This is a genomic window from Sphingomonas sp. BK036, from assembly GCF_004216825.1.
Lineage (GTDB): Bacteria > Pseudomonadota > Alphaproteobacteria > Sphingomonadales > Sphingomonadaceae > Sphingomonas.
Genome location: NZ_SGXR01000004.1, coordinates 700020 through 726251, shown reverse-complemented (window position 1 = coordinate 726251; position 26232 = coordinate 700020). Strand labels below are relative to the sequence as shown.

Below are 26232 nucleotides of genomic sequence, written 5' to 3'. Positions count from 1 at the left end.
GTCCCTTCATCTAAACCTACAATGTCAAAGAGCCGACAAAAATACCGACACTCGCATAACCTCCCTAGCAGGAAGCTTGCAGCATCTGGTTTTTTACGACCGCTGCAGAAGCCCGTGAGGCACTCCGCTGCGGTGACACCCCTCTACGGCCGACCCACATGCCCGTCAAACACTTTCTTGCATTTTTGTGGCAATTTATCGCCGCTCGCGCGTTCTGTGCCCTAAACCCACGCACGCGGGCGTCAGCCAAGCGATTGGAATGGCCCAGTCCCGGACATTGCGCACGGAGATGGATCAGCGGTCACCGACCCGATCGAGCAGATGACGCCATAGCCTTCATGCCCGCGACGTATGACGCCTGGCGTCCGCGGTGGAGGCACCGGCCCGGAAACGCGGACCGGCGATACGCAAATCTCATGTCTGACCCGTGTGTTCGCGTCCGTCGTTCAGCTTGCCAAAGCGTTCGTGCCGTTATGCGACCGATGTTACGGGCCGAGCGTTTGGAATCGCGACCGTTTGACCAGCTTTCAGGATTTTGTTTGTTGCTTATACACTTGTGTCGTTCATGGCGGTGTTCATGACTGGTCTGATATCCCGCCTGACGCAGCTCCGGCACTCTGATCACGCTATCGCCGCCTCTGTGCGCGAGACGCTTGTCGGCTCGCTCTACGCGTCGCCGCAATCGCTCGTGATCGGTGCGATCACCTCAAGCGGAATGATGGGCGTGGTCGCGCTCGTCAGTGGCAGTCGATCGATGATCCTGTGCGCCGTGGCGATCCTGATCGTCGCCGGCATCCGGGTTAGCGATGCGATCGGGATATGGCCGCGATCAGCACGGCGCGGCGCCGCCACCGCGTCGCAGCTTGCCGACAAGGAGATGCTCTACCGGTTCGGCGCGCTATCCTACTCCGCGCTACTCGGCGTGTTCGGGCTGCTGGCGCTGGTCTATACCGACGAAGCCGTGCTCCAGCTGCTCGCGGTGACCACGACGATCGGCTATGCGGCGGGTATCGCGGGGCGCAATGCGGGCCGCCCGTGGATCGCACTGTCGCAATTATGCTTCGCCTCGCTTCCGTTATCCTTTGGGCTGATCCTGTCGTTCGACCCGCTGAAGATCGCGCTCGCCGTGGTGATCATGCTGTTCGTCGTGGCGATGATGGACATCACGCTGCAGACCTATGGCGTGATCCTGCAGGCGACCACGGTTTCCCGGGAGAAGGTGGCGCTGGCTGAATATCATGCCGCGGTCGCGCGCCGCGACGATCTGACGGGCGTCGCCAATCGCACCGCGTTCCGCGAGCAGTTCGAGGCGCGGCTGCGCACGCTGTGCACCGCCGAACGCTGGCTGACGATCCACTGGATCGATCTGGATCGCTTCAAGGAGATCAACGACTCGTTCGGGCATCTGGCGGGCAATGCGCTGCTGGCCGGAGTCGCACGCCGGCTGAACGAGGCGTTCGGCAGCACGGGGATCGTCGCGCGCCTGGGCGGCGACGAGTTCGCGGTCGTATGCGACGTCGAGCACCGCGATGACGCGGCCTCGATCGGGCGCAAGATCATCGATCTTGTCGAGCAGCCGGTTCATTATGACGGACGGCTGCTGCATGTCGGTGCCTCGCTGGGTATCGCGATCGCGCCCGTCGACGGCACCGACGCTGACACGTTGCTCAAGAATGCCGACCTCGCGCTGTACCGCGCGAAGGACAGCGGGCGCGGCCAGATGTGCTTCTACGAACCCCTGATGGACGAAAAGGTCGAGCGCAGCCGCGATCTTGCCAGCGAACTTCAGGGGGCGTTGGAACGCGGGGAGTTTCAGTTGATGTTTCAGCCGATCTTCGATCTTGCGGGCCAGCGCATTCTGTCGTGCGAGGCGCTGCTGCGCTGGACCAATCGACGGCACGGATCGATCTCGCCAGCCGAATTCATTCCGATCGCCGAAGACAATGGGCTGATCGTGCCGATCGGCAGCTGGGTCATTCGCGAGGCCTGCCGGACGGCGAGCAGCTGGCCGGCCGATGTGAAGATCGCGGTCAACCTGTCGCCGGTCCAGTTGCGCGCGACCAACCTGCCGATGGTCATCATGAGCGCGCTGGCCTCGAGCGGGCTGGATGCGGAGCGGCTCGAACTCGAAGTGACCGAGTCGGTGCTGCTGGACGATATCGAGGCATCGCTCGCGGCGCTCGATGCGATCAACCGCCTCCATGTCCGCACGACGCTCGACGATTTCGGCACCGGCTATTCGTCGCTCAGCTATTTGACCAAATTCCCGTTCCAGACGCTCAAGATCGACCGGTCGTTCATCGCCGATCTCGAGCAGAGCCCGGCGTCGGTGGCGATCGTGCAGACGGTCATCGATCTCGCGGCCAAGCTCGGCATGCGAACGGTGGCCGAGGGAATCGAGACGCAAGCACAGCTCGACCAGTTGCGGCGGACTCGCTGCGATGCGGTCCAGGGCTATCTCCTCGCACGGCCGATGCCGGCGAGCATGGTCGCGACCATGCTCGCCGGCGACGGTATCAAGATACAAGGACGGTCATGACCGCCGCGATCAGGCCGCCTTGTCGAGCAACTTGGTCTGTGCGCCGACCAGCCGGCGCATGAGCTTCAGGTCCGCCTCGCTGAGCCGCAAGGCGGCGTCAGCCCACAGGTCGACGACCGCCTGAAGCTCGGACAGGGGCAGCGGGTTGACCGAGCGCGACGCCTCGTAGATCGCGCAATGCCCGCTGTGACGGCGCCGGTTCTGGCGGATATACGTTTCGACTTCGGCGCGCCCTTGGCCGGGATGGGCGAGCGCGTGGACGATGCCAAGATCATACAGCTCTTCGGCGCTGTACGAACGCCCGCTCAGGATCATGTGCTCCGCCCGCGCCGCACCGAGCCGGCGCGACAGGAAGCAGTGCGCGCCCATCCCGGGGAACAGCCCGAAATTGGTTTCGGGCAGCCCGAATTGCGTGCCGCGCTCGGCAATGACGACGTTGAACGACAACAGCGCTTCGAAGCCGCCGCCGAGCGCATCGCCCTCGACGAGTCCGATCGTGATGATCGGCCGGTCGAGGCTTCGCATGTTGCGATGCAGGATCTCGACGCAGGCGCGACCGTAGCGGACCAGCGCGTCGCGATCCCCGTTGCGGATATGCGCAGCGAACAGGTCCAGATCGCCACCCAGCGAGAAGACGCCGGGAAACCGCGATCCAAGGACGACATACCGGATCGGCATCGATCCCGACGATTGCGCGGTCACGATATCGTCCTGCCACTGGCGGAATTCGGCGAGCAGCCCCGGGTTGAAGCTCGGGCGGCTGCGTTGGCGCATATACGTCCAGAGCGTGTCGGTGATGGGATCGAACTGGGAGTCGAGGTCGATGGCTTCGAAGGGCCGGCGCGGCGGTGCACGATGTGCTGGCGGCGAATCGCTGTGGATTTCGTGGCGGTCGGCCGGCACGGCGGCGGGGTATTCGAGGGTCATTACGACGTCCTTCTGCACACGCAGCAAAGGTGCTGCGGGCGAAGTCTAGTTTGAACTGAACACAGGACCGATCACGCGATGCACGGACTCCGCGAAAACTTTGCCGCGCGCAGATTTCGTTCCGCCCGACCTTGGCCGAGTCCTAGTCGCCGATGCGCGCCGCGCGCTGGTTCAGCACGATCCGCATCCCGCCCTTGGGTGTCGTGCCGGTAACGGTCGCCTGCCCGACGAACCCGGTCGCGTCATAGCTGCCCGCGCGCACGATCTGCATCGGCGCACCGCGCTTCTGCGGACAGCTGAGCGTCTGCGCGTAGCGACCGTCGGCAATCCGCTGACTGTCGACCCGGCATCCTGCCTTCGGATCGGGGACGAGCAACGCCTCGACCCCCTGCGCCGCGGGCAGCCGCTTGTGCTCCGCCTTCGACTTGCCGCGCATCATCCGCAGGATGAACCCGGGCGCGCCGGGAACGGCGATGTCGGTGACGGTGGAGGTGACGTCCCAGCGTCCGGCGGCCAGCACCGGCCCCGCCGCCATCGCCGCACACGGCACCAGGACGAGCGCGACACCAAGTGCCGCAGCACAGGACGGGGCGAGGGATTTGGACGCGGGGGATCGGGGCATGCGCTTGTTTATACGCCGATCTTTGCGGGCGCCAGCGCCGAGTGGCGCGGTGTATCGTTGCCTTGGTCGCGACAAGCCGCGAGAACGCGCCATGGTTCCGAGTACCCGACGCCCCTCACCTCCTCCCTCCGCTCTCACGGTACATGGCCGTGCGTGACGAGCCGCCCGAAGCGCCTGCCCCGCTGAACCAGGTCCAGCCTCCCGCCCGCGCGACTCTGGTTCTGTTCAGCGCCGGGGACTTCGCGTTCAATCTCTACTGGCAGGCGATCAGCCTTTATCTGCTCTTCTTCTACATGAATGCGCTCGCGCTGCCGCCCGCCACTGCCGGGCTGATCTTCATGATCGGTGCGATCTGGGACGGTGCCGCCGACTTTCTTGCGGGTGCGGCCGCGGAGCGGATGCGGCTGTCGTATCGGCGGATGGTCGGATGGGGCGCGCTGCCGCTGGGGCTTGCATTCGCCGCAATGTTCGCCGTGCCCGCGGGTGCGGCAATCTGGGCGCTCGCCACGCAGATCCTGTTCCGGACGCTCTATGCGTTCACCAACATTCCCTATGCGGCGTGGACGACGCGCGTGGCGCAGACGAGCCGGGACCGGTCGCTGGTGGCCGGGCTTCGCATGGGGTTCGGATCGGCCGCCGCGGCGCTGGTGGCGCTGGCACTGCCGGAGCTGGCGGAGACGACGGGGAGCTATGGCGCGGCCAGCGCGCTGCTCGCCGTACTTGGCGTGCCGCTGCTCGCGATCATGGCGTGGCGCGTCCCCGAACCGAGCCTCCCTGCCCCGCGCATCGAGGCTCCTGCGATCTTCGCCGGCCTCGTGACGCTCGCGCGCAACCGGGCGTTCGTCGCGCTCAACGTTGCGGCGGCACTGGGTGGCGCCGCGACCGCGCTGACGACGCAGTCGGTGCTCTATTATTTCCGGTACGTGCTGCTCGATACTCCCGGCGGACCGCGCGCGCTGGCCGGGATGGCGCTCGGCAGCCTTGTCGCGGTGCCGGTCTGGACCGCGCTTGCTCGCGCGCGGGGCGCGCGGGCGGCGTGGATCGGCGCGGGGGCGCTGGCGCTGGCGGTGCCCGGCGTCTTCGCGCTGGTCCGCGATCCCGGCAGCGCGGGAACGGCCGCGTTCCTGCTCGCGATGCAGGCGGCGTTCGTCGGGTTCGCGCTCGCCGCGTGGACATTGCTGCCCGACGCGGTCGACTGGGACGAAGCGCGGACCGGCAAGCGCGTCGAGGCGCTCGCGTTCGGCACCTTCGCACTGGTGCAGAAGATCGCGCTGGCCGGCGCTGGGTTTGCGATCGGCGCGATCTACCAGGCGAGCGGGTTCGTCGCGGGCGCGTTGCAGGGCGCGACCAGCCTACGCGCGATACGGTGGCTGATGCTGGCCAGCCCTGCGGTGCTGATCGCGGCGATGCTGGTGGCGGTGATCGCCATCCCGCTTCGCCGCGATACATTGCGGCGGCTCAGGCGAGCGTAAACGCGCCCGAGACGCCTTCGGCCTGCGCCGAGGGAGCGATCCAGATTTGGAACCGGCCCGGCTCCACGGTCGGCCGCAGATCGCGGCCGACGAACAGCAGGTCGCTGCGGCGGAGCGTAAACGACACGCGCTGGCGCTCGCCGGGCTTCAACGCGATCTTCCGAAACGCCTTGAGTTCGCGCACCGGGCGGGTGATGCTCGCCGCGAGATCGCGGATGTAGAGCTGCACCACCTCCTCGGCGGGGCGCGTGCCGGTGTTGGCGATCGTCGCGTGCACGGTGAGCGCGCCGTCGCTCGCCATCCGTCCGGTCCCGACATCGAGATCGGTATAGCCGATCGTGCCGTAGGTCAGGCCGTGGCCGAACGCGAACAGTGCGTCGTTGGCGAACTCGCGATAATGCGCCTTGTATTCGGTGAGCGGGCCCGGTGCGTTGGGGCGCCCCGTGCTCTTGTGATCATAATGATAGGGCGCCTGCCCGGTCGCATGCAGGAACGAGACCGGCAGGCGTGCCGAGGGGCCTGTCTTGCCGAACAGCACGTCGGCGATCGCGGGCCCGTCCTGCGATCCGAGGAACCAGGTGACGAGGATCGCGGGGACGTCGAGCACGGCCCCTTGCAGGGCGAGCGCGCGGCCGGTGCGGAGCAGGACGACGATCGGCGTGCCGGTCGCGGCGACCGCCTCGGCCAGCGCCATCTGCGCGGGCGGAACGACGATGTCGACGCGCGACTGCGCCTCGCCCGACATGCGCTGGCTCTCGCCGATCGCGAGCACGACGATGTCGGCCGCGCGCGCGGCGGCGACCGCGGCAGGGATGCCGCCGGCCAGCGGTTCGTCGATGCCCGAGCCGGGCGAGACGCTGACCAGCGACGGATCGGCGACGGTCGCGCGCACGCCGGTCGCAAGGTCGACCGCCTCGGCATCGGTGCCATAGACGTTCCACGGACCGATCAGGTCATGCTGCCCCGCGGCGAACGGGCCGATCAGCGCGATCCGCTTGCCCTGGCGCGGCAGAGGCAGGAGGCCGCCGTCGTTCTTGAGCATCACGATCGATTTCGCGCCCGCCTCCCGTGCGAGCGACAGGCTCTCGCGCGTGCGGATGCGCGTCTTCTCACGGCGCGGATCGATCCGGCGGAACGGATCGTCGAACAGCCCGAGCTGGACTTTCAGCGCGAGCACGCGGCGGACCGCTTCGTCGAGCCGCGCCATCGGCACGTCCCCCGACTCGACCAGGTCGGGCAGGTGTTTGAGGTAGAAGCCGCTCTGCATGCTCATGTCGACGCCGGCCATGAAGGCCAGCTTCGTGGCCTCGCGGGCGTCGGCGGCGAACCCGTGCGCGATCAGTTCCTCGTCGCCGGTGTAATCGGACACGACCAGCCCGCCGAACCCCCATTCGCGACGCAGGACATCGGTCAGCAGCCAGGGATTGGCGGTGGCGGGGACGCCGTTGATCTCGTTGAACGACGCCATCACGGTCGGCGATCCCGCCGCGAATGCGGACTGGAATGCCGGGAAATAGGTCTCGCGCAGCGTGCGCTCCGAAATGTCGACCGAATTATAGTCGAGCCCCGCCTCGGCCGCTCCGTAGGCGGCGAAATGCTTGGCGCAGGACGCGACCGCGTCGGGCGCCGCGAGGCCGCGCTCGCCCTGGAACCCGCGGACTCGCGCGTCGGCCATCATCCTGCCGAGCAGCACGTCCTCGCCCGCGCCCTCGACGCCGCGGCCCCAGCGCGCATCGCGCGCGATGTCGACCATCGGCGCGAAGGTCCAGTCGATCCCCGACGCCGCCGCCTCTGCCCCCGCCGCCCGCGCGGTGCGCCGGGCCAGCTCGGGATCGAAGCTCGCCGCCTCGGCGAGCGGCACCGGAAAGACGGTGCGCAGGCCGTGGATGACGTCGGCGGCGAACAGCAGCGGAATCTTGAGCCTCGACTCGCGCATCGCGCTGGTCTGCATCCGGTGCGCCATGACCGCGCCATTGCCGTTGAACACGCCACCGAGCCGCCCGGCGCGCACGTCGGCGAGCTGACCATCGAAGCTGGCCGAGCCGCCCGCGGGGTTGAGCGAGGTCGCTGCCCCCCCTGCCCAGGCCGCTGCCATCAGCGTCAGCTGGCCCGCCTTCTCGATCACCGTCATCCGGCCAATCAGCGCCTCGACCGACGCGGGCAGCGCACTCGCCCCGCCGCCCGCCTGCTGGAGCAGCGCGCGCGCGGGACTGGCCGCCCAGGCAGTCACCGCCGCCGCGCCCATCATCATCGCGCGCCGCGACATATCCCGCCGTGAATTCGTTGCCACCGTCATCCGCTCACCCTTGTCCATGCCTGTAGCGATCCCCCGAAAGGACGGTCGTCGCAAGGTTCTTGATCACCGCTTCTGGATCATGTAACCGGTTACATCAAGAATAAGATGCCGGTCGCAGTGAGCAACACCGGTGCCAGAGGGGACCCTGACGCTTCATGCCGCACGCCACGATCCGTGATATCGCTCGCGAAGCCGCGGTGTCGGTGGCGACCGTGTCGCGCGCGATGAACGGGCACAGCAACGTCCGTCCCGAACTACGCGCGCACATCGAGAGCATCGCCGCGCGGCTCGGCTACGTCCCCCATGCCGGCGCGCGCCACCTGAGTTCGGCGCGGTCGGGGATGATCGGCGTCGTCGTCCCAGATTTGCACGGCGAGTTCTTCTCCGAATTGCTGCGCGGCATGGACCGCGAGGCGTCCGAGCGCGGCCTGTATTGCATGATGATGGTGATGCACGGCGATGCGCAACGCGGCGTCGCGGCACTGCATGCGATGCGTGGCCGCGTCGACGGACTGGTCGTGATGGCGCCCCAGGTCTCGGCGGACGAGTTGCTCGCGCATCTGCCGCGCGACATGCCCGCGGTCCTGCTGAACTGCGCGCCGGGACAGCCGGGTCGCGCCGAACTGCGGATCGACAATGTCGCGGGCGCATCGGCGGTGGTCGATCACCTGATCGCGAGCGGGCGGCGCCGGCTGGTCCACATCGCCGGGCCGGCGGGCAATATCGATGCCGACGAGCGACTGCGCGGCGCGCAGGATGCGTGCGCGCGCGCGGGGCTGTCGCTTCGTGTGCTGCCCGGCGACTTCAGGGAGCCATCGGGCGCCGCCGCCGCCGCGACGTTGATCGCGGAAGGCGCCGATATCGATGCGATCTTCGCCGCGAACGACATGATGGCGATCGGCGCGATGATGGCGTTGCGGCGCGCGGGAATCGTGGTGCCAGACCGGATCGCGATCGCGGGCTTCGACGATATTCCGCTGACCCGGCTCATCTCGCCGTCACTGACATCGGCCAGCATCGACATTGCCAGCTTCGGCGCCAGCGCGGTCGCGCGGCTGGTGAAGGCGATCGCGGGTGAGGACGATGGCGGCATCGAGCAGCGCGTCCCGGTCGTGATGGTGCGCGAGTCCACCGGCCCAGCGCGCACCGATCCCGCACCCGGCCACAGTCTTTCCAACGTCCACAACAACACACCCGAACAATCGGGAAAAGGGGAATATTCATGACCAGGATGATGTTGCGCGCGGCGATCGTCTCGATGACGGCGCTGTCGAGCGGGCTGCTGTTCGCGCCGACGCCGGCGGTGGCGCAGGTCGGCCAGGCGTCGCTGCGCGGCACGATCACCGCCCCCGCCGACAATCCGATCGTCGAGGTGACGGCGGTCGAGATCTCGACCGGCTTGCGGCGCACCGTGCCCGCAGAGGCGAACGGTGCGTACAACTTCGCGTCGCTACGCGCGGGCACCTATCGCCTCGAGATGAAGCAGCGCAACGGCACGCGCAATTCGGACGCGTTCACGCTGCGCGTCGGCCAGGTCGCCGGGCTCGATCTCGACCTGTCGGCGGCAACGGCACCCGCTGCGACCACCGGCGCCGAACCCGCTGCCACGCCCGATGCCGATGCGCCCGCGACGGGCGCGGCCCCCGCCGGCGATGAGATCGTCGTCACCGGCAACCGCATCCGCTCGCTCGCCGGTGGCCAGGTCGGTAGCGTCATTTCGTCGCGGCTCATCGAGCAATTGCCGCAGAACAACCGCAACTTCCTGGCCTTTGCCGATCTGGCACCGGGCGTGCGCTTCATCGAGGACGCGAGCGGTGCATCGCGCATCCAGGGCGGCGGGCAGGACAGCCGCACCGTCAACGTCTTCATCGATGGCGTCAGCCAGAAGGACTATGTCCTCAAGAACGGCATCACCGGCCAGGATTCCTCGCCCGGCAACCCGTTCCCACAGCTCGGCATCGGCGAGTATCAGGTGCTGTCGTCGAACTACAAGGCGGAGTTCGACCAGGTCAGCTCGGTCGCGATCACTGCGGTGACGAAGTCGGGCACCAACCAGTTCCACGGCGAGGGCTTTTACGACTTCACCAACCAGGATCTGCGCGAGCGTCGCCCGAGCGAGATCTTCCCGACCACGATCCCCAAGGTCGAGACCAGCAACAAGCAGTTCGGCGCAGCGCTGGGTGGCCCAATCATCAAGGACAAGGCGCACTTCTTCGCCACCTACGAAGGCAAGCGCATCTCGAGCCCGTACGACGTGCGGCCAGAGAACGGCTATCCAATCTCATCCATCCCGCAGCAATATCAGGATAATTTCGGCACGTTCGCGCAGCGGTTCAAGGAAGACCTGTACTTCGGGAAAATCGATATCGTCCCGACCGACAACGACCTGATCGAGTTGTCGGGCAAGTATCGCAACGAATCCGGGCTGCAGAACGCGACCGGAATCAATGCCGCCAGCACATCGACTTTGAACAAGGTCGTCGACAAGCGCGGCCTGCTCCGCTGGCAGCATACCGGTGACAAGTGGATCAACGACGCGCGTGTATCGTACGAGGACGTGGTCTTCTCGCCAAGGCCTTCGACCGATGGCCTCACGCAGTTCTACCAGGCGACGCAGCGGATCGGCACGGGCACGCAGCGCATCGACCTGCTCCGTGCCGGCGCCGGCGGCAATTTCCAGACCAAGGGCCAGAAGGGCTGGACCGTCCAGGACGATTTCACCTTCACCGGCCTGCAAGGACACACGTTCAAAGTCGGTGCCAAGGCCAAATGGGTCAAGCTCAACACGCTCGAGCAGAACCTGACCAATCCGCAATACACCTATGACGTCAACGCGATCCCCGGCGTCGCCTTCAACGATGCACTGCCCTATAAACTCGAGTTCGGTGCGCCGGGTGCGGCGGGCAGTGCAAGCGTCCGATCGAACAATTTCCAGATCGGGTTCTACGCACAGGACGATTGGGACGTCACCAGCCATCTGACGCTCAATCTCGGCCTGCGCTGGGACTATGAGCGCACGCCGGCCTATCTCGACTATACGACGTCTCCTGAGATCGTCGCCGCGGTGTCGCCGGCCAACTATACCAATCTCGTCGGCGCCGATTACGACATCAACGACTATATCTCGACCGGCAAGAACCGGAAGGCGTTCAAGGGCGCGTGGCAGCCGCGGCTCGGCTTCACCTACCGCTTCGACGATACCGGGCGCTTCTCGATGTTCGGAGGCTATGGCCGGTCGTATGATCGCAACCAGTTCGACTTCCTGCAACAGGAGGTCAGCCAGGGCGCGTATCAGGTGCGCACCTTCAACTTCATCGGCAACGACTCGCTCAATCCGTGCGTGCCGAGCCAGACCTGTATCGCCTGGGACCCGGTCTATCTGACCGAAGCCGGACGCCAGCAGCTCACGAGCTCGGCCGCGGGCGGCGGGCGTGCCATCGTCATGATGAACAACGACCTGAAGCTGCCCTATGCGGACCAGTTCAGCCTCGGGCTGCGCGGGCGCTTCTCGCCGGTCGAACTGGAGGTCGGATTCACGCATATCGCGAGCAACGACGGGTTCGCATTCCTGCTCGGCAATCGCCGCCCGGACGGGAGCTTCTTCTTCAACGATCCCGCCAGCGTGTCGGACGTTCCGCAATCCCCGTTCACCTACTCGCCAAACGGCTATGGCTCGATCATCCTCGGCACCAATGGCCTGAAGACCAATTCCGATGCGGTCTATTTCAAGCTGACCAAGACCTATTCGGCGGCCTCGCCGTGGAGCATCGACGCGACCTACACCTACACGCAGGCGGACGAGAACCGGCAGTTCGGGGAAACCTATGCGCTCGATTTTGCACAGCTCTCGGATTATCCGACGTTGCGGTCGTCGGGCGTGCCGCGGCACCGGTTCGTGATCGCGGGTAGCGTCGACACGCCGATCGGGGTGACGATCTCGACCAAGTTCCAGATCGAATCGCCCATCTATCTCAAGGCGTTCGTCGACCGGTCCGATCCGTTCTCACGCGAGCTGGTCGGGCGGCAGGCGGATAGCCTCGGCGACCTCTGGGGTCGGCGACAGCTGGACTTCGCGTTCACCAAATATGTCCCGCTCGGCTTCATCACCGATCAGACGCGGGTTCGCATGCGGCTCGACATCCTGAACGTCATGAACGACCGCAATTACACCGACTTCAACAACAGCCCGCTCGATCCGAATTACGGACAGCGATCGACCTACAGCACGGGCGGCAACGCGCCGCGCACGATCAAGCTGTCGGCGGGCTTCTCGTTCTAGCATGTTGGCGGGACGCAGCCCCGGCTGCGTCCCGCGTCCTCTCGCGTATCAGTAACCAAAGGACGTCATGATCGATCGCAGGCAGTTGCTGGGCCACACGACGCTGGGCCTTGCGGGACTCATGGCCGGTTGTGCCATGCCTTCCCCCATTCGGCTCGGCGGCCCGACCGGCAGTACCGGGACCAGCAGCGGCACCGCGCTGCCGACCGCGCTGCTCGCCGATCTTCACCAGCGCAGTTTCCGTTTCTTCTGGGAGACGACCGACCCCGCGACCGGGCTTGCCCCGGATCGCTGGCCGACGCCGTCCTTCGCGTCGATCGCCTCGGTCGGGTTTGCGCTGACCGCCTATCCGATCGGCGTGGTCAATGGCTGGATCACGCGCGACGAGGCGCGCACGCGGACGCTCGCCACGCTCGAATTCTTCGCCGCCGCGCCGCAGGGCGACAGCAAGAGCGACGACAGCGGCTATAAGGGGCTGTTCTACCATTTCCTCGGCACGACCAAGGGGCACCGGTTCGCGCGCGCGGAACTGTCGACGATCGACACCGCGCTGCTGATCGGCGGCGTGCTGTTCGCGCAGAGCTGGTTCGATTCGGATCACCCGGGCGAGCTTCGGATCCGCACGCTGGCGGACCAGCTTTATGCGGCGATCGACTGGAGCTGGATCATGCCGCGGCCGCCATTCCTGTCGATGGGGTGGCACCCGGAAAGCGGGTTCATCCCGCACGACTGGAACATCTATAACGAGGCTCTGCTGCTCTACGTGCTGGCGCTGGGATCGCCGACGCATGCGTTGCCCGCGGAAACCTGGGACGCGTGGACCGATCGCTTCGACCAGCAGTGGACCGATAAATGGGGCGAGCCGCACGTCCATTTCGCGCCGTTGTTCGTGCATCAATACAGCCATTGCTGGATCGATTTCCGCGGCATCCGCGATCGTTACATGACGAAGAAGGGCATCGATTATTTCGAGAACAGCCGCCGCGCGGTGCGCGCGCAGCGGGCCTATGCGATCGCCAATCCGGGCGGGTGGACGGGCTATGGCCCCGACGTCTGGGGCCTGACCGCCTGCGACGGCCCGGGCGACTTCACCACCGATATCGGCGGCCGCAAGCGCGAGTTCTTCAGCTATTCCGCGCGCGGGCCTGACGACCGCGACGACGGCACGCTGGCGCCGACCGCGGCGGCCGCCTCGATCGCGTTCGAGCCCGAGCTGGCGCGGCGCGCGATCGAGACGATGCACAGCCAGTACGGCGCACAGATCTACGGCAAATACGGCTTTCTCGACTCGTTCAACCCGACGCTGACGACCGCCTCCGCGCCGCTGAAGCATGGCAGCGTCGACCCCCGCCTGGGCTGGGTCGACACCGATTATCTGGGGATCGACCAGGGCGCGATCGTCGTCATGATGGAGAATTGGCGGACCGGACTCGTCTGGTCGACGATGCAGCGCAACCCGCATATCCGCCGCGGGCTTCAACGCGCGGGGTTCACGGGGGGCTGGCTGGCCTGAGCACTGACGTCAGCGTTCGACCGCGGGAGCGCCGAGCGTCTTGAGGTCGATCGACAGATCCGCGAGCAGCGCGGGCGCGACCACGACCGATCCGGCGACCAGCGCACGGCCCTGCACGTAATCGCGGACTCGGTTGACGCAGTCCAGCGCGATCACCCGCCCCTCTTTGAGATACACGACCGAGAAGCTGCGGCTGTCCGGATCGCCGCGCACAACCGTCTGGTCATATCCCGACAATAGCCCGACGGTCTGAAGCTTCAGATCATATTGGTTCGACCAGAACCACGGCACCGCGTGATAGGGCTCGGACGTCCCGGTGAGCAGTTTCGCGACGATCGTCGCCTGGTCGTTGGCATTCTGTACCGATTCCAGCCGGATCACGCGCCCTCCCGCAAACGCATTCGCGTGTGCGGCGCAATCGCCGATCGCGAAGACATCGGGCAGCGTCGTACGACACTGATCATCGACGCGCACGCCGTCACCTAGTTCGGCACCGACGCACGTCGCGCCGGCGGCCCGCAGCGGCGCGACCGCGGGGACGATGCCGATCCCGACGATCACCATCTGGCACGCCAAGACCTCGCCATCGACGAGACGGACGCCGCTGACCGTGCCGGCGGCGTCCTCGACTCCCGCTACCGCGACACCGGTCCGGATCTCCACGCCGTGCGCGCGGTGCTCCGCTTCGTAGAATCGCGACAGCGCCTCGCCCGTGACGCGCGACAGCACGCGGTCCTGCGCCTCCAGCACCGTGACCTGCTTGCCGAGCTTGGTGAGCACGGCCGCCGCCTCGAGCCCGATATACCCGCCACCGATCACGACGACCCGATCGACCGCGGGCATCTCCGCGATCATCCGATCAACGTCGGCGCGCGTGCGGACACTGTGCACGCCAGTGAGCGCAGGCGGCATGCTCGAAAGACGCCGCGGCACGCCGCCGGTCGCCCAGATCAGCGTGCCATAGCCGATGTCGCCACCCTGCGCCGTGGTCACTCGGTACGCCTCGGAGTTGACCGCAACGACGGTGCACCTCGGCAGCAACGTGATCAGGCGATCGCTCCAGAACGAAGCCGGGCGCAGCAGGATACGCTCGAACGGCTTGTCCCCCGCCAGATACTCCTTCGACAAGGGCGGGCGCTCATAGGGCAGCGACGGCTCGTCACCGAGCAGCGCGATCGTCCCCTCAAACCCGCGCTGCCGCAACGCGATCGCCGCCTGCGCGCCGGCATGGCCCGCACCGACGATCAGCACGTCGTACCGATCAGGCTCCGGCATGCGCTACCCCTGCGAGAGCGTCGCGTCGCGTCGCCCCTTCAAAAGCGGACAGAAAGACCAACATCATCGCCATGGGCTATTGCGAACCCATAGGCTCGTCAACGCAGGCAGCACCTCGGCGCCCGCCACCAGCCAAGACCGGTAACGCCGACCATCCCGCCTAGTCGATGATCTCATGCAGATGGCGCGCGGCGCGTCGACGCTTGTCACGGTTCTTGGGAAACAGCTTTTCGAGCATGATCAGCGTCGTCGCGATGACGACAAACATAGTGATCAGGAAGATCGCCGAGTCCGATGTCCAGTCTATGTTGATCAGGCGCATGTTATTTGCTTACCATTTCTGCATCGCGAGCCGAAGATATAGCGGAAAGGGGGCACCACGCCAACCGATGCTTCGCGCGATGCCGGCCTGCCGCCCGGTATCAGTCGCCCGCGAACGTCAGCGCCGAGGTCCGCCGCTCGCGTTCGTTGATCAGCAGCGCGCGGCCCGCGGGGGCGATCGAGCGCTGTGGGCAATCGTTACGGAAACAGGCGCGACAGCCGAGGCCGATCGGCATCGCCCGCCCCGCCAGATCGAACCCGCTCGCCGCCGCCAGATCGCCCGCCTGCGACGCCGCGACGCCCAGGCCGATCGCGAATTCGGCATGGACCGCGCCGTAGCGGCTGCCCTGCGGCGTCACGGTGCGCGCCATCGTCAGCCAGCGCGCGCCGTCCTCGAGTTCGACGAGCTGGACGACCAGGCTACCGGGCCGGTCGAACGCGTGATGCAGCCGCCACAAGGGGCAGCGCCCGTCCGCCTCGACCAGCGCGGCACCGCTCGCGCCGGGATAGCGCTTCGACGCCTGCCCCGCGCGGTCGATCCGGATCATGAAGAAGGGCAGACCGCGCGCGCCGACTCGCTGGAGCGTCGTCAGCCGGTGCGCAACCTGTTCGAACCCTGCGCCGAACCGGCGTTGCAGCAGCTCGATGTCGTAGCCGGTGGTCTCGCAGCCGCGCAGGAACCGCGCATAGGGCATCATCAGCGCGGCGGCGAAATAGCCGAGCAGGTGGCGGCGATACAGCCGTTCGGCGGCGCGATCGGTGAAGCCCGCACCTTTCGCCAGCGCGTCGATCTCCGCCTTCGCCTCGATCTGCCCGAGCTGAAACGCGACCGCGAAGGTCCGCGACGCGGGGTCGAGCATCTCGCTCAGCTGCAACTGGCGCGCATGCAGATCGAGGCGGCGCAACATATCGGGTAGCACGTCGGCGGGCAGGACCCGGATCGTCAGGCCGTGCTTGGCGCGCAGCCGCTCGGCGATCGCGCCGTACAGGTCGCCCGCGCCCAGCCGCAACTCGTCCGCCAGCGCCTCGGCCGTCGCGTCGAGATCGGCGAAATGGTTGCGCCAACGCTCGATCTCGCGGCGGACGAGAGTCACCGGATCGTCGCCCGCCTCGACCACCGCGCCGCCATCGATCCGGTCGAACACGCGTGCGAAGGCCGCGGCGCCGCCGGGCGCGCTGGCGAGCCATTCCTCGACCTCGTTGCGGTCGATCTCGAGATCCGCGAACATCGGGTCCGCCAGCCGCCGGCGTAGCGCGTCGGCGCCGCCGCCGGGTTCGGCCGCGGTCAGCGAGCGCGGATCGAAGTCGAAGCTCTCCGCCAGCTTGATGAGCAACGTCGCCGATACGGGCCGCTGGTTGCGCTCGACGAGGTTGAGATAGCTCGGGCTGATCGCGAGCCGGTCGGCCATCGCCGCCTGGGTGAGCCCTGCCCCGCGCCGCAACCGCCGGATCGCATGCCCCGCCAGCAATTTCCGTTCCGCCATCGCAAAGCCTCCTGTCACGATGTTTACAGTTCGACACGCGATATACAAGGAGGGTGGACAGCGCGACGCTGGCGCGGTGCAATGCCGCCTTCCAACCCGGCGGCATCGCCCGCTATTGATCGTGCATCGCCTCTCTCGGCGCACCGATACTGTAAAGAGAGAGACGAAGTGATCTTGCCGGTGCCTTGGAGGCAACCGCGCGAGCCCTGCCGATCCACCGGCCCTACATCGAAGGAGGCAAGCCATGCAGACGACCACCGAACAACCCCGCGCCCGCGCCGTCTTCTCGACCAACGATTTTGCGCTGATGAAGGAAGTGCTCGGCGAGATGATCAGCAAGACCTCGATCGACGACGCCCGGCTGATGCGGATGAGTGCGCTGTACCACCGCCTCGGCCGGGTTGGCTAACCGTTCCACACCGTTTCCTGGGGAGGAAAGAGGTCCGCCGGTGGTTCGTCCACCGGCGGGCTTTCCCGGTTTCTGGCGGGGCGAGCCGAAACGCATTCCGTCATACTGACGAAAGTCAGGATCCAGAGCCAAACAAGATCCGCACCTGTTACTCTGGATCCTGACTTTCGTCAGGATGACGGAGTGGGGTGGCGATCGACCAGAGTGATCGTGATCTTCGCGCCCGACCACATACCCCAACCCGTTACGAAGCCGCCCCTTTCCAACCGGGCCCTCTCGTGTAGGACGGCGCGATGGCCAAGACACTGACCGCTCGCATCAAGGACGACATCGTCCTGTACGGCGCCCTCGCCGCCAATCTGGGGATCGGCGTGGCGAAATTCGTCGCCGCCGGGCTGACCGGATCGTCGTCGATGCTCACCGAAGGATTCCACTCGGTGGTCGACAGCGGCAACCAGGTGCTGCTGCTCTACGGTCAGAAAAAGGCCAAGCGCCCCGCGGACGAGGCGCACCCGTTCGGCTATGGCCGCGAGCTGTATTTCTGGGCGTTCGTCGTCGCGATCCTGATCTTCGCGATCGGCGCGGGCGTCTCGATCTTCGAGGGGTGGCGGCACATTCAGGAGCCCGAACCACTGACCAGCCCAACGATCAACTATGTCGTGCTGGCGATCTCGTTCGCGCTCGAGGGCAGCAGCTGGACGATCGCGGTCCGCGAATTTGCGAAGGCCAAGGGCGACATGGGCTGGTGGGACGCGATCCACCGGTCGAAGGATCCCGCGGGCTTCATCGTGCTGTTCGAGGACTCCGCGGCGCTGGCAGGGCTGGTGATCGCCGGGATCGGCATCTGGGCGAGCCACGCGTTCAACGATCCGCGGATCGACGGCGCCGCCTCGATCGCGATCGGCGTGATCCTTGCGCTCGTCGCGGTGCTGCTGGCCCGTGAATCGAAGGGCTTGCTGATCGGCGAGCGCGCGGATCCCGCGATCATCGCCACGATCCGCCGGATCGTCGCTGCGCACCCGGCGATCATCTCGGTCAATCATGTCCGCACGATCCATACCGCGCCCGACAGCATCTTCGCCGCGATCAGCGCGGATTTCGACGATGCGGTGACGATGGGCAATGGCGAGACGATGATCGAGACGATGGAGGACGAACTCCGCGCCGCAGTGCCGACGCTGTCGTCCATCTATATCCGCCCCGAAAAGCGCGAAAACGCGACGCTCGCCCCGGTCACGACGGCGACGCCCGCTGCCGGCAAAACTACCACGTCAAGCTGATCCAAATCAGACGCATCCCACTGGCAAGATTGAAGATTCGGCGATAGCATCCGCGCATGAAACCGCTCCTACGCCTGATCGCCCTGCTCTGCCTTTGCGTCGGATACGCGCTGCCCGCGCAGGCGGCGGTGACGATCACCTTCTGGAGCCATGAGCTCGGCAACAGCTTCCCGCACGCATTCTTCACGTTGCGCGGCGTGCCCGATGCAGGCGGCGCACCGGTCGACGCGAATTTCGGTTTCACCGCGAAGTCGGTCTCGCCCGCTCTGCTGATGGGCCCGGTCGCGGGGAAGCTCGACATCGCCCGGCCGACGTACATCGCGGGCAGCGACGCGCAGTTCTCGGTCGTGATGACCGACGCGCAATATACTGCGGTGCTGCAGCTCGTCGATGCGTGGAGCGAGGGGAAACCCGACAGCGTCTATCGGCTCGGCGACCATAATTGCGTGCATTTCGTCAAGGAGGCGGCGCGGCTGGTCGGCTTGACCGCGCTCGATCAGCCCAAGCTGATGAAGAAGCCGCGATCCTATCTGAAGGCGGTCCTTGCCGACAATGCCGGGCGGGTCACGCCCGTCGAGATGCACGGCAAGGCCTATCTCGCAAGCCTGGGGCCCGTCGCACCGGCGATCGCGGCGCAGGCCCCGTCGACCGTACCCGGCATCGTGGCGACCACCGCCACGCCGCCAGTGCCGGTCACCGCGCGCTAATCCGCGGGGACGAGCTCGACCACGTCGAGCACCGATTCGAAGCGCGGATAGGGTAGCACGACTCGCCAGCGCCGCTCGGCGATCCGCTCGATCAGCCCTGCCATGTCGCGGTTCGCATCGCGGCCATACGACATCGGCCGCTTTTCATCGCCGAGCTGCATCGTCCCGAGGAAGATCGCGCGTGCATCGGTATCGGGATAGATCGTGCCGACCGGACGCTGCGACCCGTCGAGCTTGGTCAGGCTGACCACCGACTCGCCTTGCGCCGTACCGATCCGGCAGGCGAACCAGCCTGACGCCATGAAGGTCGGGCCGATCCCCGAGCGAGCGCCCAGCTTGAACGTCCGGCACCGATAGGCACCCTCCGGCGGCAACGGATCGACGAGCGAGCGATCGGGGTTGAACAGCACGGGATCGCGCGCGATCTCGCGCGGATCGACCTGCGGCAACGCCGCGACCCACGCCGCACGCCAGCCGCGCAGCCGGCCACGATCCGCCTCGGTCGCGGCGCGGCGCCAGTTCATGTCACGGTCGCGACTATCGCGGGCGGAAGCAGGCGCGACCCCTACCGACCCGATGGCGACGACGATCGATCCGTACGTCACGAGCGTCTTGCCCGCGGCAGTCTTCAGCCAGGTCCGCATCGTCGCTGATCCTCTGTACAAAAACGCGGATATTCAGGCGGCCGTCCAGCCGCCGTCCATCGACAGGTTCGCGCCGGTGATCGCCTTGGCCTCGTCGCGGCACAGGAACAGCGCGAACGCCGCGACCTGTTCGGGCGTGACGAATGCCTTGGTCGGTTGCGCCGCGAGCAGCACGTCGTTCATCACCTGATCGCGAGTGAGGCCGCGCGCCGTCATCGTGTCGGGGATCTGGTTCTCGACCAGCGGCGTCCAGACATAGCCGGGCGAGATGCAGTTGACGGTGATGCCGTCGGTCGCGGTCTCCAGCGCGATCGTCTTGGTCAGCCCGGCGATCGCGTGCTTGGCCATGACATAGGCGGACTTGTTCGGGCTCGCGACCAGCGAATGCGCGGACGCGGTCGAGATGATCCGCCCCCAGCCCGCCGCGCGCATGTGCGGCACCGCGGCGCGCATCATGTGCCAGGCGGAGGAGAGGTTGATCGCGATGATCGCGTCGAACCGGTCGACCGGGAAGTCCGCGATCCCGGCGACGTGCTGGATGCCCGCGTTGTTGACGACGATATCGACGCTGCCGGTTTCCGACGCGGCGCGCGCGACCATCGCGGCGATCTGATCGGGCTTCGTCATGTCGGCCGGATCGTACAGCGCCGCCGCACCGCTGGTCTGCGCGAGCGCCGCACGATCGGCCTCGATCGCCGCTGCATCGCCAAAGCCGTTGAGCACCACCGCGGCGCCTTCGGCCGCGAACGCCCTGGCATAGGCCAGTCCGATCCCCGAGGTGGATCCGGTGATGACCGCGGTCTTGCCCTTCAGGAACATGCGCACTCCCCCATCGCTTTGGCGCAGCTGATCGCGCTGCCGTGCAACTCTAGCGCCACCTTGCGCATTTCGTTCCCAAGCAAAAACGAAAAGGGGCATTTTCATGCGGCTCGACGATTACGATCCGAATATCAACGTCGAGGACCAGCGCGGCTCGGGCGGCGGCGGCGGCGGCTTTGGCGGCGGTCTGCTGATGGGGCTGTTGCCGATGATCGGCAGCCGCTTCGGGTGCGGCGGCATCGTCGTCGTGCTGATCCTGATGGCGGTGTTCGGCGGCATGGGCGGGCTCGGCGGGCTGCTCGGTGGCGGCCAGTCCTCCGCCCCGACCACGCAGAGCGGCTCGCCGCGCGCTGGCACCGACACGACATCGAGCTGCAACCTGACGCCCGAGAGCAAGGCCGCGTGCAACGCGTTCAGCTCGGCGGACAACACCTGGGAAGCGATCTTCCAGAAGAACGGCCAGCGTTTCGAAGCGCCCAAGCTCGTCTTCTTCGACGGCAACGGCCGCTCGGGTTGCGGCGCGGCACAGTCGGCGATGGGGCCATTCTATTGCCCGACCGACCAGGGCATCTATCTCGACACGAGCTTCTTCAACGAGCTCTCGACTCGCTTCAAGGCCAATGGCGACTTCGCGCAGGATTACGTGATCGCGCACGAGTTCGGCCATCACATCCAGAAGCTGCTCGGCACCAACGCACAGGTCCAGCAGGCGCAGCGCCAGGCCAGTGAGACCGAGGGCAATGCGCTGTCGGTGAAGCTTGAACTCCAGGCGGATTGCTATGCGGGCGTCTGGGCGGCGGCGAACCGGTCGCGGCTCGAGGCCGGCGATATCGAGGAGGGCATGACCGCCGCGCAGGCGATCGGCGACGATACGCTGCAGAAGCAATCGCAGGGCCGCGTGGTGCCCGACAGCTTCACGCACGGATCGTCGGCACAACGCCAGTCGTGGTTGAAGCGCGGGCTGGACAGTGGCGACCCTGCGCAGTGCGACACATTCTCGGGCGCAGTCTGATTTGACCCGGCGATCCTACCTCGGGTGAGGTAGGATCGTCGGCCCTATACCGGTTCAGGCGACCGTCACGCCCTTCCAGAAGGCATAGCGTCCCTCGATCTCCGCCGCCGCGGATTTCGGGGTGGGGTAATACCAGACCGCATCGACGTTGCGCTTTCCGTCGACGACCAGCGTCTTGTAGCTCGCGACGCCCTTCCACGGGCAGTTCGAGTGAGTCGCGCTATCCTCGAGTAGCGCCGCGTCGATGCTGTCCGCGGGGAAATAATGATTGCCCTCGACCACGACCGTATCGTCAGACCGGGCGATCTCGTGGCCATTCCATGTAGCGACAGGCATTCCAATCTCCTTCAAGCGTGACCCAGCCCCGCTGCGTCATACCGCTCGGGCGTGAACCCTACCAGCAGTGCCTCCCCCGCTTCGAGCACGGGGCGCTTGATCATCGACGGCTGCGCCAGCATCAGCGCGACCGCACGGTCGGCGTCCAGATCGATGCGCTCGGACTCGGGCAGCTTGCGGAACGTCGTGCCGCTGCGGTTGAGCACCACTTCCCAGCCCGCGATGCCGACCCAGTGCCGCAGCCTATCCTCCGCGACGCCCTCTTTCTTGTAGTCATGAAAGGCGTACGCGACGCCGTGCGCGTCGAGCCAGGTCCGCGCCTTCTTCATCGTGTCGCAGTTCGGAATTCCGTATAGTTCGACCGTCACGCGTTCATCCTCCATGATCGCCGACGCTTAGACGGTCATCGGAGGGGTGGCGAGAGCGCGGCAGCGGCAGTCAGGGTGCGACCGAGCACGGCGTCGCCACCAGTACCGGGTTGCACCGCGCCATCGCACTACCAGGAAGCGTGACCGCGAAACCGAACGCCTGCGGATCGGGCGCGCCCGGATAATAGTCGGTGCTGACCGCCTGCGCGCCGCTGTCGGCTGCCGCCTTCGCCTTGGTCAGGTCGTGCGTGCGCGCTTCAACGGTGTTGGCGTCGGTCCGCGTGCGGACGATCACGCCGGCCTCCACCCAGGCGCGGATCCTGGCGGCGTCGACGAGTGGATCCTGGACGATCTGGATCGCGCTTTCGGGCTCGCCATCCGGATACCAGCCGAACATCGCGCGCCCGCGCAGCGACGGATGCCCCGCACGATAGGCGTTGGAGACCGCGGGACGGACGTCGAACAGGACGTAGATCCGCCCGCGCGCGGCCTCCAGCGTCGGCCAGCCGGACTCGTGGATCGCTGCGGACAGCGTTGCCGCCCTGCCCCGGACCTCGTCCGGAACGATCAGCCGCCGCCCCGGTATCGCCTGCCGGATCTCACCATCGAGTGCATCGAGCAGCGCGGCATCGTCGAGCGGCAACGGGGCCGCGACCTGCGCCGAGGCCTGCGTATCGGCGGCGTTGATCGTGATCATGATCGGCAGGTGCCGCGGATGCGCGCGCGACCATGCATCGACCACGCCGAGGCACCGCTGCAGCGTCACGCAGGTCGAGATGTAATCGATGTCGGGGACGTGGAACACCTTGTACCCCGGTCGCAGCATCGCCGTCCGGTCGAACGCGGTCGTCTCGCCTGCCGCCTGTGCGAGGCGTTCGCCCTTCGGATCGGCATAACGCCCGCCCTTGGGATCGGCAAAAATGTCGATCTCGATCTGCCGCACGCCACGGTCGAGCTGCGCGTCGAGCGGCAGATGATAATAATCGAGCGCCGCCGCGGTCTTCGGATCGCGCCGCCTGAGCTCGGCCATTACCGCATCCGGGATCTTGGCCTTGAAGCTGTTATGCGAACCGACGACCTGGACCTCGTTCATCCGGGCCGGCGCGCCATCAGGCTTGGCGGCCTGGGTCGAGCCGCTGATCGACAGCGCGGCGAGCAGCGCGATGTGTGCGATCCGCATTAGAATTCCGCCCGCACGCCGAACAGCACGGTCCGGCCCCAATAGTTGATCTCGCCGAACCGCACGTCCTTGTCGTTATAGGTGTAGAGATGCGCGCCCGACAGGTTGATCGCCTCCAGGCTGACCGTCACGCGGTCGCTCGCCTTGACCGAGATGTTGCCGTCGAGCGATCCGAACGGCGCGGTATAGACCGGTGCCTGCGTCGTGCTGCCGGTGCCCGACAGATACCGGTCACGCCACACATAGGAGAGCCGGGTGGAGATCGGCCCCTTCTCGTAGAAGCCGGTGATATTGGCGCTGTTCTTCGACAGCCCGATCAGTTCGTCTCGGATCGGCCGCGCGCCCGCGGTGTAGCTCGCCTTGACCGAGGTGTGCGTATACGACGCCTGAAGCCCAAGCCCGTCGAACGGCGCGGGCAGGAAGGTGAGCACCTGGTTATACGCCGCCTCGACGCCGTAGACCTTCGCGTCGCCGCCGTTCACCTGCGTCGACAGCAGCACCGTGCCGCGACCGGGGATGTCGATATTGACGTTCTGCTGCGTGATGTAATCGTCCATCGCCTTGTAGAACACCGCGCCCGTCAGCGACCCTGCGCGGTTGAAATACCATTCGAGCGATCCGTCGAACTGCGTGGCCAGGAACGGCACCAGCTGCGGGTTGCCACCGCTCGCGGTCGGCGCGTCGGTCGACACGGTGATCCGCGGCGCGCTGTCGGTGACGTTGGGGCGCGTCAGCACGCGGCTCGCGGCGAGGCGCCCGACCAGGTCGTGCGTCAGCTCGGCGCGCAGGTTGAAGCTCGGCAGCCAGTTGTTGAACGTCTTGGGAAAGCTTGCCGGCGTCGCGACATTGCCCGTCGTCAGCGTCCCGCTCGCGACCTGATCGGTATGGACGTAGCGCACGCCGATATTGCCCGTGACCGGCACCGCGCCGACGTCGAAGCCGTAATCGGCGCGGGCATAGGCGCCCCAGATCTTCTCCTTCACGACGAACGACGAGCGGAGATCGCCCGCGGTCAGCGGCGATCCCTGGACCGCAGGCGTGAAGAACGCGTCGAGATAAGCCTGCGTCACGGGGACGAGGAACTGGCGCACCGTGTTGCCCGCCACGCCTTTCAGGAAATCGTCGTACGGCAGCTGTTCGTAGGCGCCCGCCCCCAGCGACGAGAGCGGCGTGTTGGCGGCCGGGGTGACGTTGAAGTCGCGCCGGAAATAGTCGCGCTTGCGCCAGTGATACTCGCCCCCCGCCGCCAGCTTGGTGACGAACCCGTCGAAATCATGCGACAGATCGGCGCGCGTATAGAAGTCCCAGTCCTTGCTGTCCTTGGGCGCGATATTGAACTGGTATAGCTGGTAATTGGCGGGATTGGTCGCGTCGACCGGCGTCGTGAAGGTCGGGATCGTCTTGTACCCGGCCGATCCGTCATAGGTCAGCGGCGCGAAGAACATCGCGCGACTGCGCACCGTGCCCTCGTTATAGTTCGGGTGATAGCTGTGCGCGCTCGACCAGTTCACCGCGCCCGACGCATGCCAGGCGTCCGAGTCCCAGGTCTGTCGCAGCCCGATATTGAGCAGGTCGTGGCGGTTGAGGCTGTATTCGCGCGACGCCATGAAGCGCACGTCGTTGATCGTCGCGGCGACCACCGTATCGCCGTCGAGCTTGACGCTGCCGGGGACGATCACCGGACGATGCCCCGCCACGCTCGCATCGTCGGGATAGATGTCGAGCCCGAATTCGTCATAGGCGACGTCGAGCCGGGTCGCGAGAATGTCGAGCGTCGTCTCGAACTCGGCGTTCGGCTTCCACTGCGCGGACACCATGCCCGAAATGCGCTTGCGATCCTCCGTCTCGATCGTCGGCCGCGTGCGCGTCGGCGTGTAGAGGCCGGCGGCGAGCCCACCGGAGGCGGGGGCGGTGAACTTGTTGAGGTTCCACCCGAAATTGAGGAAGCGATCGTTGCGGACCGCCTTCTGCCAATATTGCGCGCCCGCCAGGATGCCGAACGTGCCGCTCGCGTTGGTCGCGCTGGTGATGACCGTCGCGTTCGGCTTCACCTTGTCGGTCTGGCTCGTATAGGTGCCGCGCAGGTTGAGCGTCGTCTTGTTGCCGACGTCGAGCGGGTGGAACGTCTTGACGTCGATATTGCCGCCCAGCGCGCCCTCGGTCATGTTCGCGGTCGGCGTCTTGACGACGTCGATGCTCGAGGTGAACTCGGCGGGGAGCATCTCGAACCGGAACTGGCGACCGTTCGCGCCGCCATTCTCGATCAGGTCGTTCAGCGCGACCGGGCTGCCGTTGAGCAAGGTGGTCTGGAACTGCGGCCCCAGCCCGCGCACGCTGACATACAGCCCCTCGCCGCGCGGCCGCGTGATCGTCACGCCGGGGACCATCTGCAGCGCCTCGGCGACGTTCTGCGTCGGGAACTTGCCGATGTCGGTCGAGCTGATCGAGTCGACGCCGTACGCCGCGAGACGCTTGGTCTCGGTCGCGGCGCGCAGGCTGCGGGCGTAGCTGCCCGTGACGACGATCTCGCCGGTTTCGTCGGTGGTCGCGGTGGTGGCGGAGGCAGGCGTCGCGGGGGTCGTCGTGGGGCGATCCTGCGCCTGCGCGGCGATGCCGCCGGATGTCAGAACGAGCGAAACCGAGGCCAGCAACAGACCTTTACCCATATGCATCGATGATATTCCCCGGTGGCAACGCCGCCACTCCCGGCGCCACTAGGTATCATCCGCGTCATTTGGACGAACGTTCC

General features: G+C 66.6%; 21 protein-coding genes. 9 read left to right on the top strand and 12 right to left on the bottom strand.

Annotated elements, in window-relative coordinates; translation table 11 throughout:
* The first annotated feature begins 640 nt into the window (after nt 1-640).
* A complete protein-coding gene (locus EV283_RS10405) occupies nt 641-2539 on the top strand; it encodes an EAL domain-containing protein (protein WP_165391744.1) in 1899 nt (632 codons plus the stop codon).
* Between the two features lie 9 nt (nt 2540-2548).
* Here the strand turns inward: EV283_RS10405 and EV283_RS10400 are convergent, their stop codons facing one another.
* Both EV283_RS10400 and EV283_RS10395 read right to left on the bottom strand, forming a co-directional pair.
* Entirely contained in the window at nt 2549-3466 is a 918-nt protein-coding gene (locus EV283_RS10400) for a crotonase/enoyl-CoA hydratase family protein (RefSeq protein WP_130324975.1), read from the bottom strand.
* Between the two features lie 142 nt (nt 3467-3608).
* Nucleotides 3609-4088, bottom strand: coding sequence for a DUF3617 family protein (locus EV283_RS10395; protein ID WP_165391743.1), 480 nt, complete (start codon nt 4086-4088; stop codon nt 3609-3611).
* Between the two features lie 143 nt (nt 4089-4231).
* Here EV283_RS10395 and EV283_RS10390 point away from each other — a divergent pair, with 143 nt between their 5' ends.
* Entirely contained in the window at nt 4232-5560 is a 1329-nt protein-coding gene (locus tag EV283_RS10390) for an MFS transporter (protein WP_130324971.1), read from the top strand.
* On the opposite strand, the gene EV283_RS10385 is transcribed toward EV283_RS10390, so the two are convergent.
* Nucleotides 5547-7811, bottom strand: coding sequence for a glycoside hydrolase family 3 N-terminal domain-containing protein (locus EV283_RS10385; protein WP_130325130.1), 2265 nt, complete (start codon nt 7809-7811; stop codon nt 5547-5549). The two genes, EV283_RS10390 and EV283_RS10385, sit on opposite strands and share 14 nt — an antisense overlap.
* A 200-nt stretch (nt 7812-8011) precedes the next feature.
* Here EV283_RS10385 and EV283_RS10380 point away from each other — a divergent pair, with 200 nt between their 5' ends.
* The 3 genes from EV283_RS10380 to EV283_RS10370 all read left to right on the top strand — a co-directional run bounded on the left by EV283_RS10380 (nt 8012) and on the right by EV283_RS10370 (nt 13648).
* Nucleotides 8012-9082, top strand: a complete 1071-nt coding sequence (locus EV283_RS10380; protein WP_130324969.1) for a LacI family DNA-binding transcriptional regulator — start codon at nt 8012-8014, stop codon at nt 9080-9082.
* On the top strand, nt 9079-12135 hold the full coding sequence (locus EV283_RS10375) for a TonB-dependent receptor (RefSeq protein WP_242615892.1): 3057 nt from the start codon (nt 9079-9081) through the stop codon (nt 12133-12135). Before EV283_RS10380 ends, EV283_RS10375 begins: the two co-directional genes overlap by 4 nt.
* Before the next feature lie 67 nt (nt 12136-12202).
* Complete coding sequence (locus tag EV283_RS10370) at nt 12203-13648, top strand: glucoamylase family protein (RefSeq protein ID WP_130324967.1); 1446 nt, start codon at nt 12203-12205, stop codon at nt 13646-13648.
* A gap of 9 nt (nt 13649-13657) precedes the next feature.
* On the opposite strand, the gene EV283_RS10365 is transcribed toward EV283_RS10370, so the two are convergent.
* From EV283_RS10365 to EV283_RS10360, 3 genes are all read right to left on the bottom strand, one after another.
* Nucleotides 13658-14923, bottom strand: a complete 1266-nt coding sequence (locus EV283_RS10365; RefSeq protein WP_130324965.1) for an FAD-dependent oxidoreductase — start codon at nt 14921-14923, stop codon at nt 13658-13660.
* Nucleotides 14924-15083: 160 nt separating this feature from the next.
* Nucleotides 15084-15245, bottom strand: a complete 162-nt coding sequence (locus tag EV283_RS19140) for a hypothetical protein (RefSeq protein ID WP_165391742.1) — start codon at nt 15243-15245, stop codon at nt 15084-15086.
* 100 nt (nt 15246-15345) lie between these two features.
* A complete protein-coding gene (locus EV283_RS10360) occupies nt 15346-16728 on the bottom strand; it encodes a helix-turn-helix transcriptional regulator (RefSeq protein ID WP_130324963.1) in 1383 nt (460 codons plus the stop codon).
* A 244-nt stretch (nt 16729-16972) separates the two neighbouring features.
* Here EV283_RS10360 and EV283_RS19135 point away from each other — a divergent pair, with 244 nt between their 5' ends.
* From EV283_RS19135 to EV283_RS10350, 3 genes are all read left to right on the top strand, one after another.
* Nucleotides 16973-17137, top strand: coding sequence for a hypothetical protein (locus tag EV283_RS19135; RefSeq protein WP_165391741.1), 165 nt, complete (start codon nt 16973-16975; stop codon nt 17135-17137).
* 293 nt (nt 17138-17430) lie between these two features.
* Entirely contained in the window at nt 17431-18417 is a 987-nt protein-coding gene (locus EV283_RS10355) for a cation diffusion facilitator family transporter (RefSeq protein WP_130324961.1), read from the top strand.
* Nucleotides 18418-18473: 56 nt separating this feature from the next.
* Nucleotides 18474-19124 carry a hypothetical protein gene (locus EV283_RS10350; protein WP_130324959.1) on the top strand — a complete coding sequence of 217 codons (651 nt, stop codon included), beginning with the start codon at nt 18474-18476 and terminating at the stop codon, nt 19122-19124.
* On the opposite strand, the gene EV283_RS10345 is transcribed toward EV283_RS10350, so the two are convergent.
* Nucleotides 19121-19768: a DUF4893 domain-containing protein gene (locus EV283_RS10345; RefSeq protein ID WP_130324957.1), complete on the bottom strand. Its 648-nt coding sequence runs from the start codon at nt 19766-19768 to the stop codon at nt 19121-19123. The two genes, EV283_RS10350 and EV283_RS10345, sit on opposite strands and share 4 nt — an antisense overlap.
* 33 nt (nt 19769-19801) lie before the next feature.
* A complete protein-coding gene (locus EV283_RS10340; RefSeq protein ID WP_130324955.1) occupies nt 19802-20587 on the bottom strand; it encodes a 3-hydroxybutyrate dehydrogenase in 786 nt (261 codons plus the stop codon).
* 103 nt (nt 20588-20690) lie between these two features.
* Here EV283_RS10340 and EV283_RS10335 point away from each other — a divergent pair, with 103 nt between their 5' ends.
* Complete coding sequence (locus EV283_RS10335) at nt 20691-21599, top strand: neutral zinc metallopeptidase (protein WP_130324953.1); 909 nt, start codon at nt 20691-20693, stop codon at nt 21597-21599.
* A gap of 54 nt (nt 21600-21653) precedes the next feature.
* Here the strand turns inward: EV283_RS10335 and EV283_RS10330 are convergent, their stop codons facing one another.
* The 4 genes from EV283_RS10330 to EV283_RS10315 form a co-directional block, all read right to left on the bottom strand.
* Nucleotides 21654-21935: a DUF427 domain-containing protein gene (locus EV283_RS10330; protein WP_056418405.1), complete on the bottom strand. Its 282-nt coding sequence runs from the start codon at nt 21933-21935 to the stop codon at nt 21654-21656.
* An 11-nt stretch (nt 21936-21946) separates the two neighbouring features.
* The gene (locus tag EV283_RS10325) at nt 21947-22303 is read right to left on the bottom strand and encodes an ArsC family reductase (protein WP_130324951.1); all 357 of its coding nucleotides are present in this window, start codon (nt 22301-22303) and stop codon (nt 21947-21949) included.
* 70 nt (nt 22304-22373) lie between these two features.
* Complete coding sequence (locus EV283_RS10320) at nt 22374-23483, bottom strand: Ca2+-dependent phosphoinositide-specific phospholipase C (protein WP_130324949.1); 1110 nt, start codon at nt 23481-23483, stop codon at nt 22374-22376.
* Nucleotides 23483-26155 carry a TonB-dependent receptor gene (locus EV283_RS10315; RefSeq protein WP_207223079.1) on the bottom strand — a complete coding sequence of 891 codons (2673 nt, stop codon included), beginning with the start codon at nt 26153-26155 and terminating at the stop codon, nt 23483-23485. The genes EV283_RS10320 and EV283_RS10315 overlap by 1 nt, the downstream gene beginning before the upstream one ends.
* Nucleotides 26156-26232: the final 77 nt, after the last annotated feature.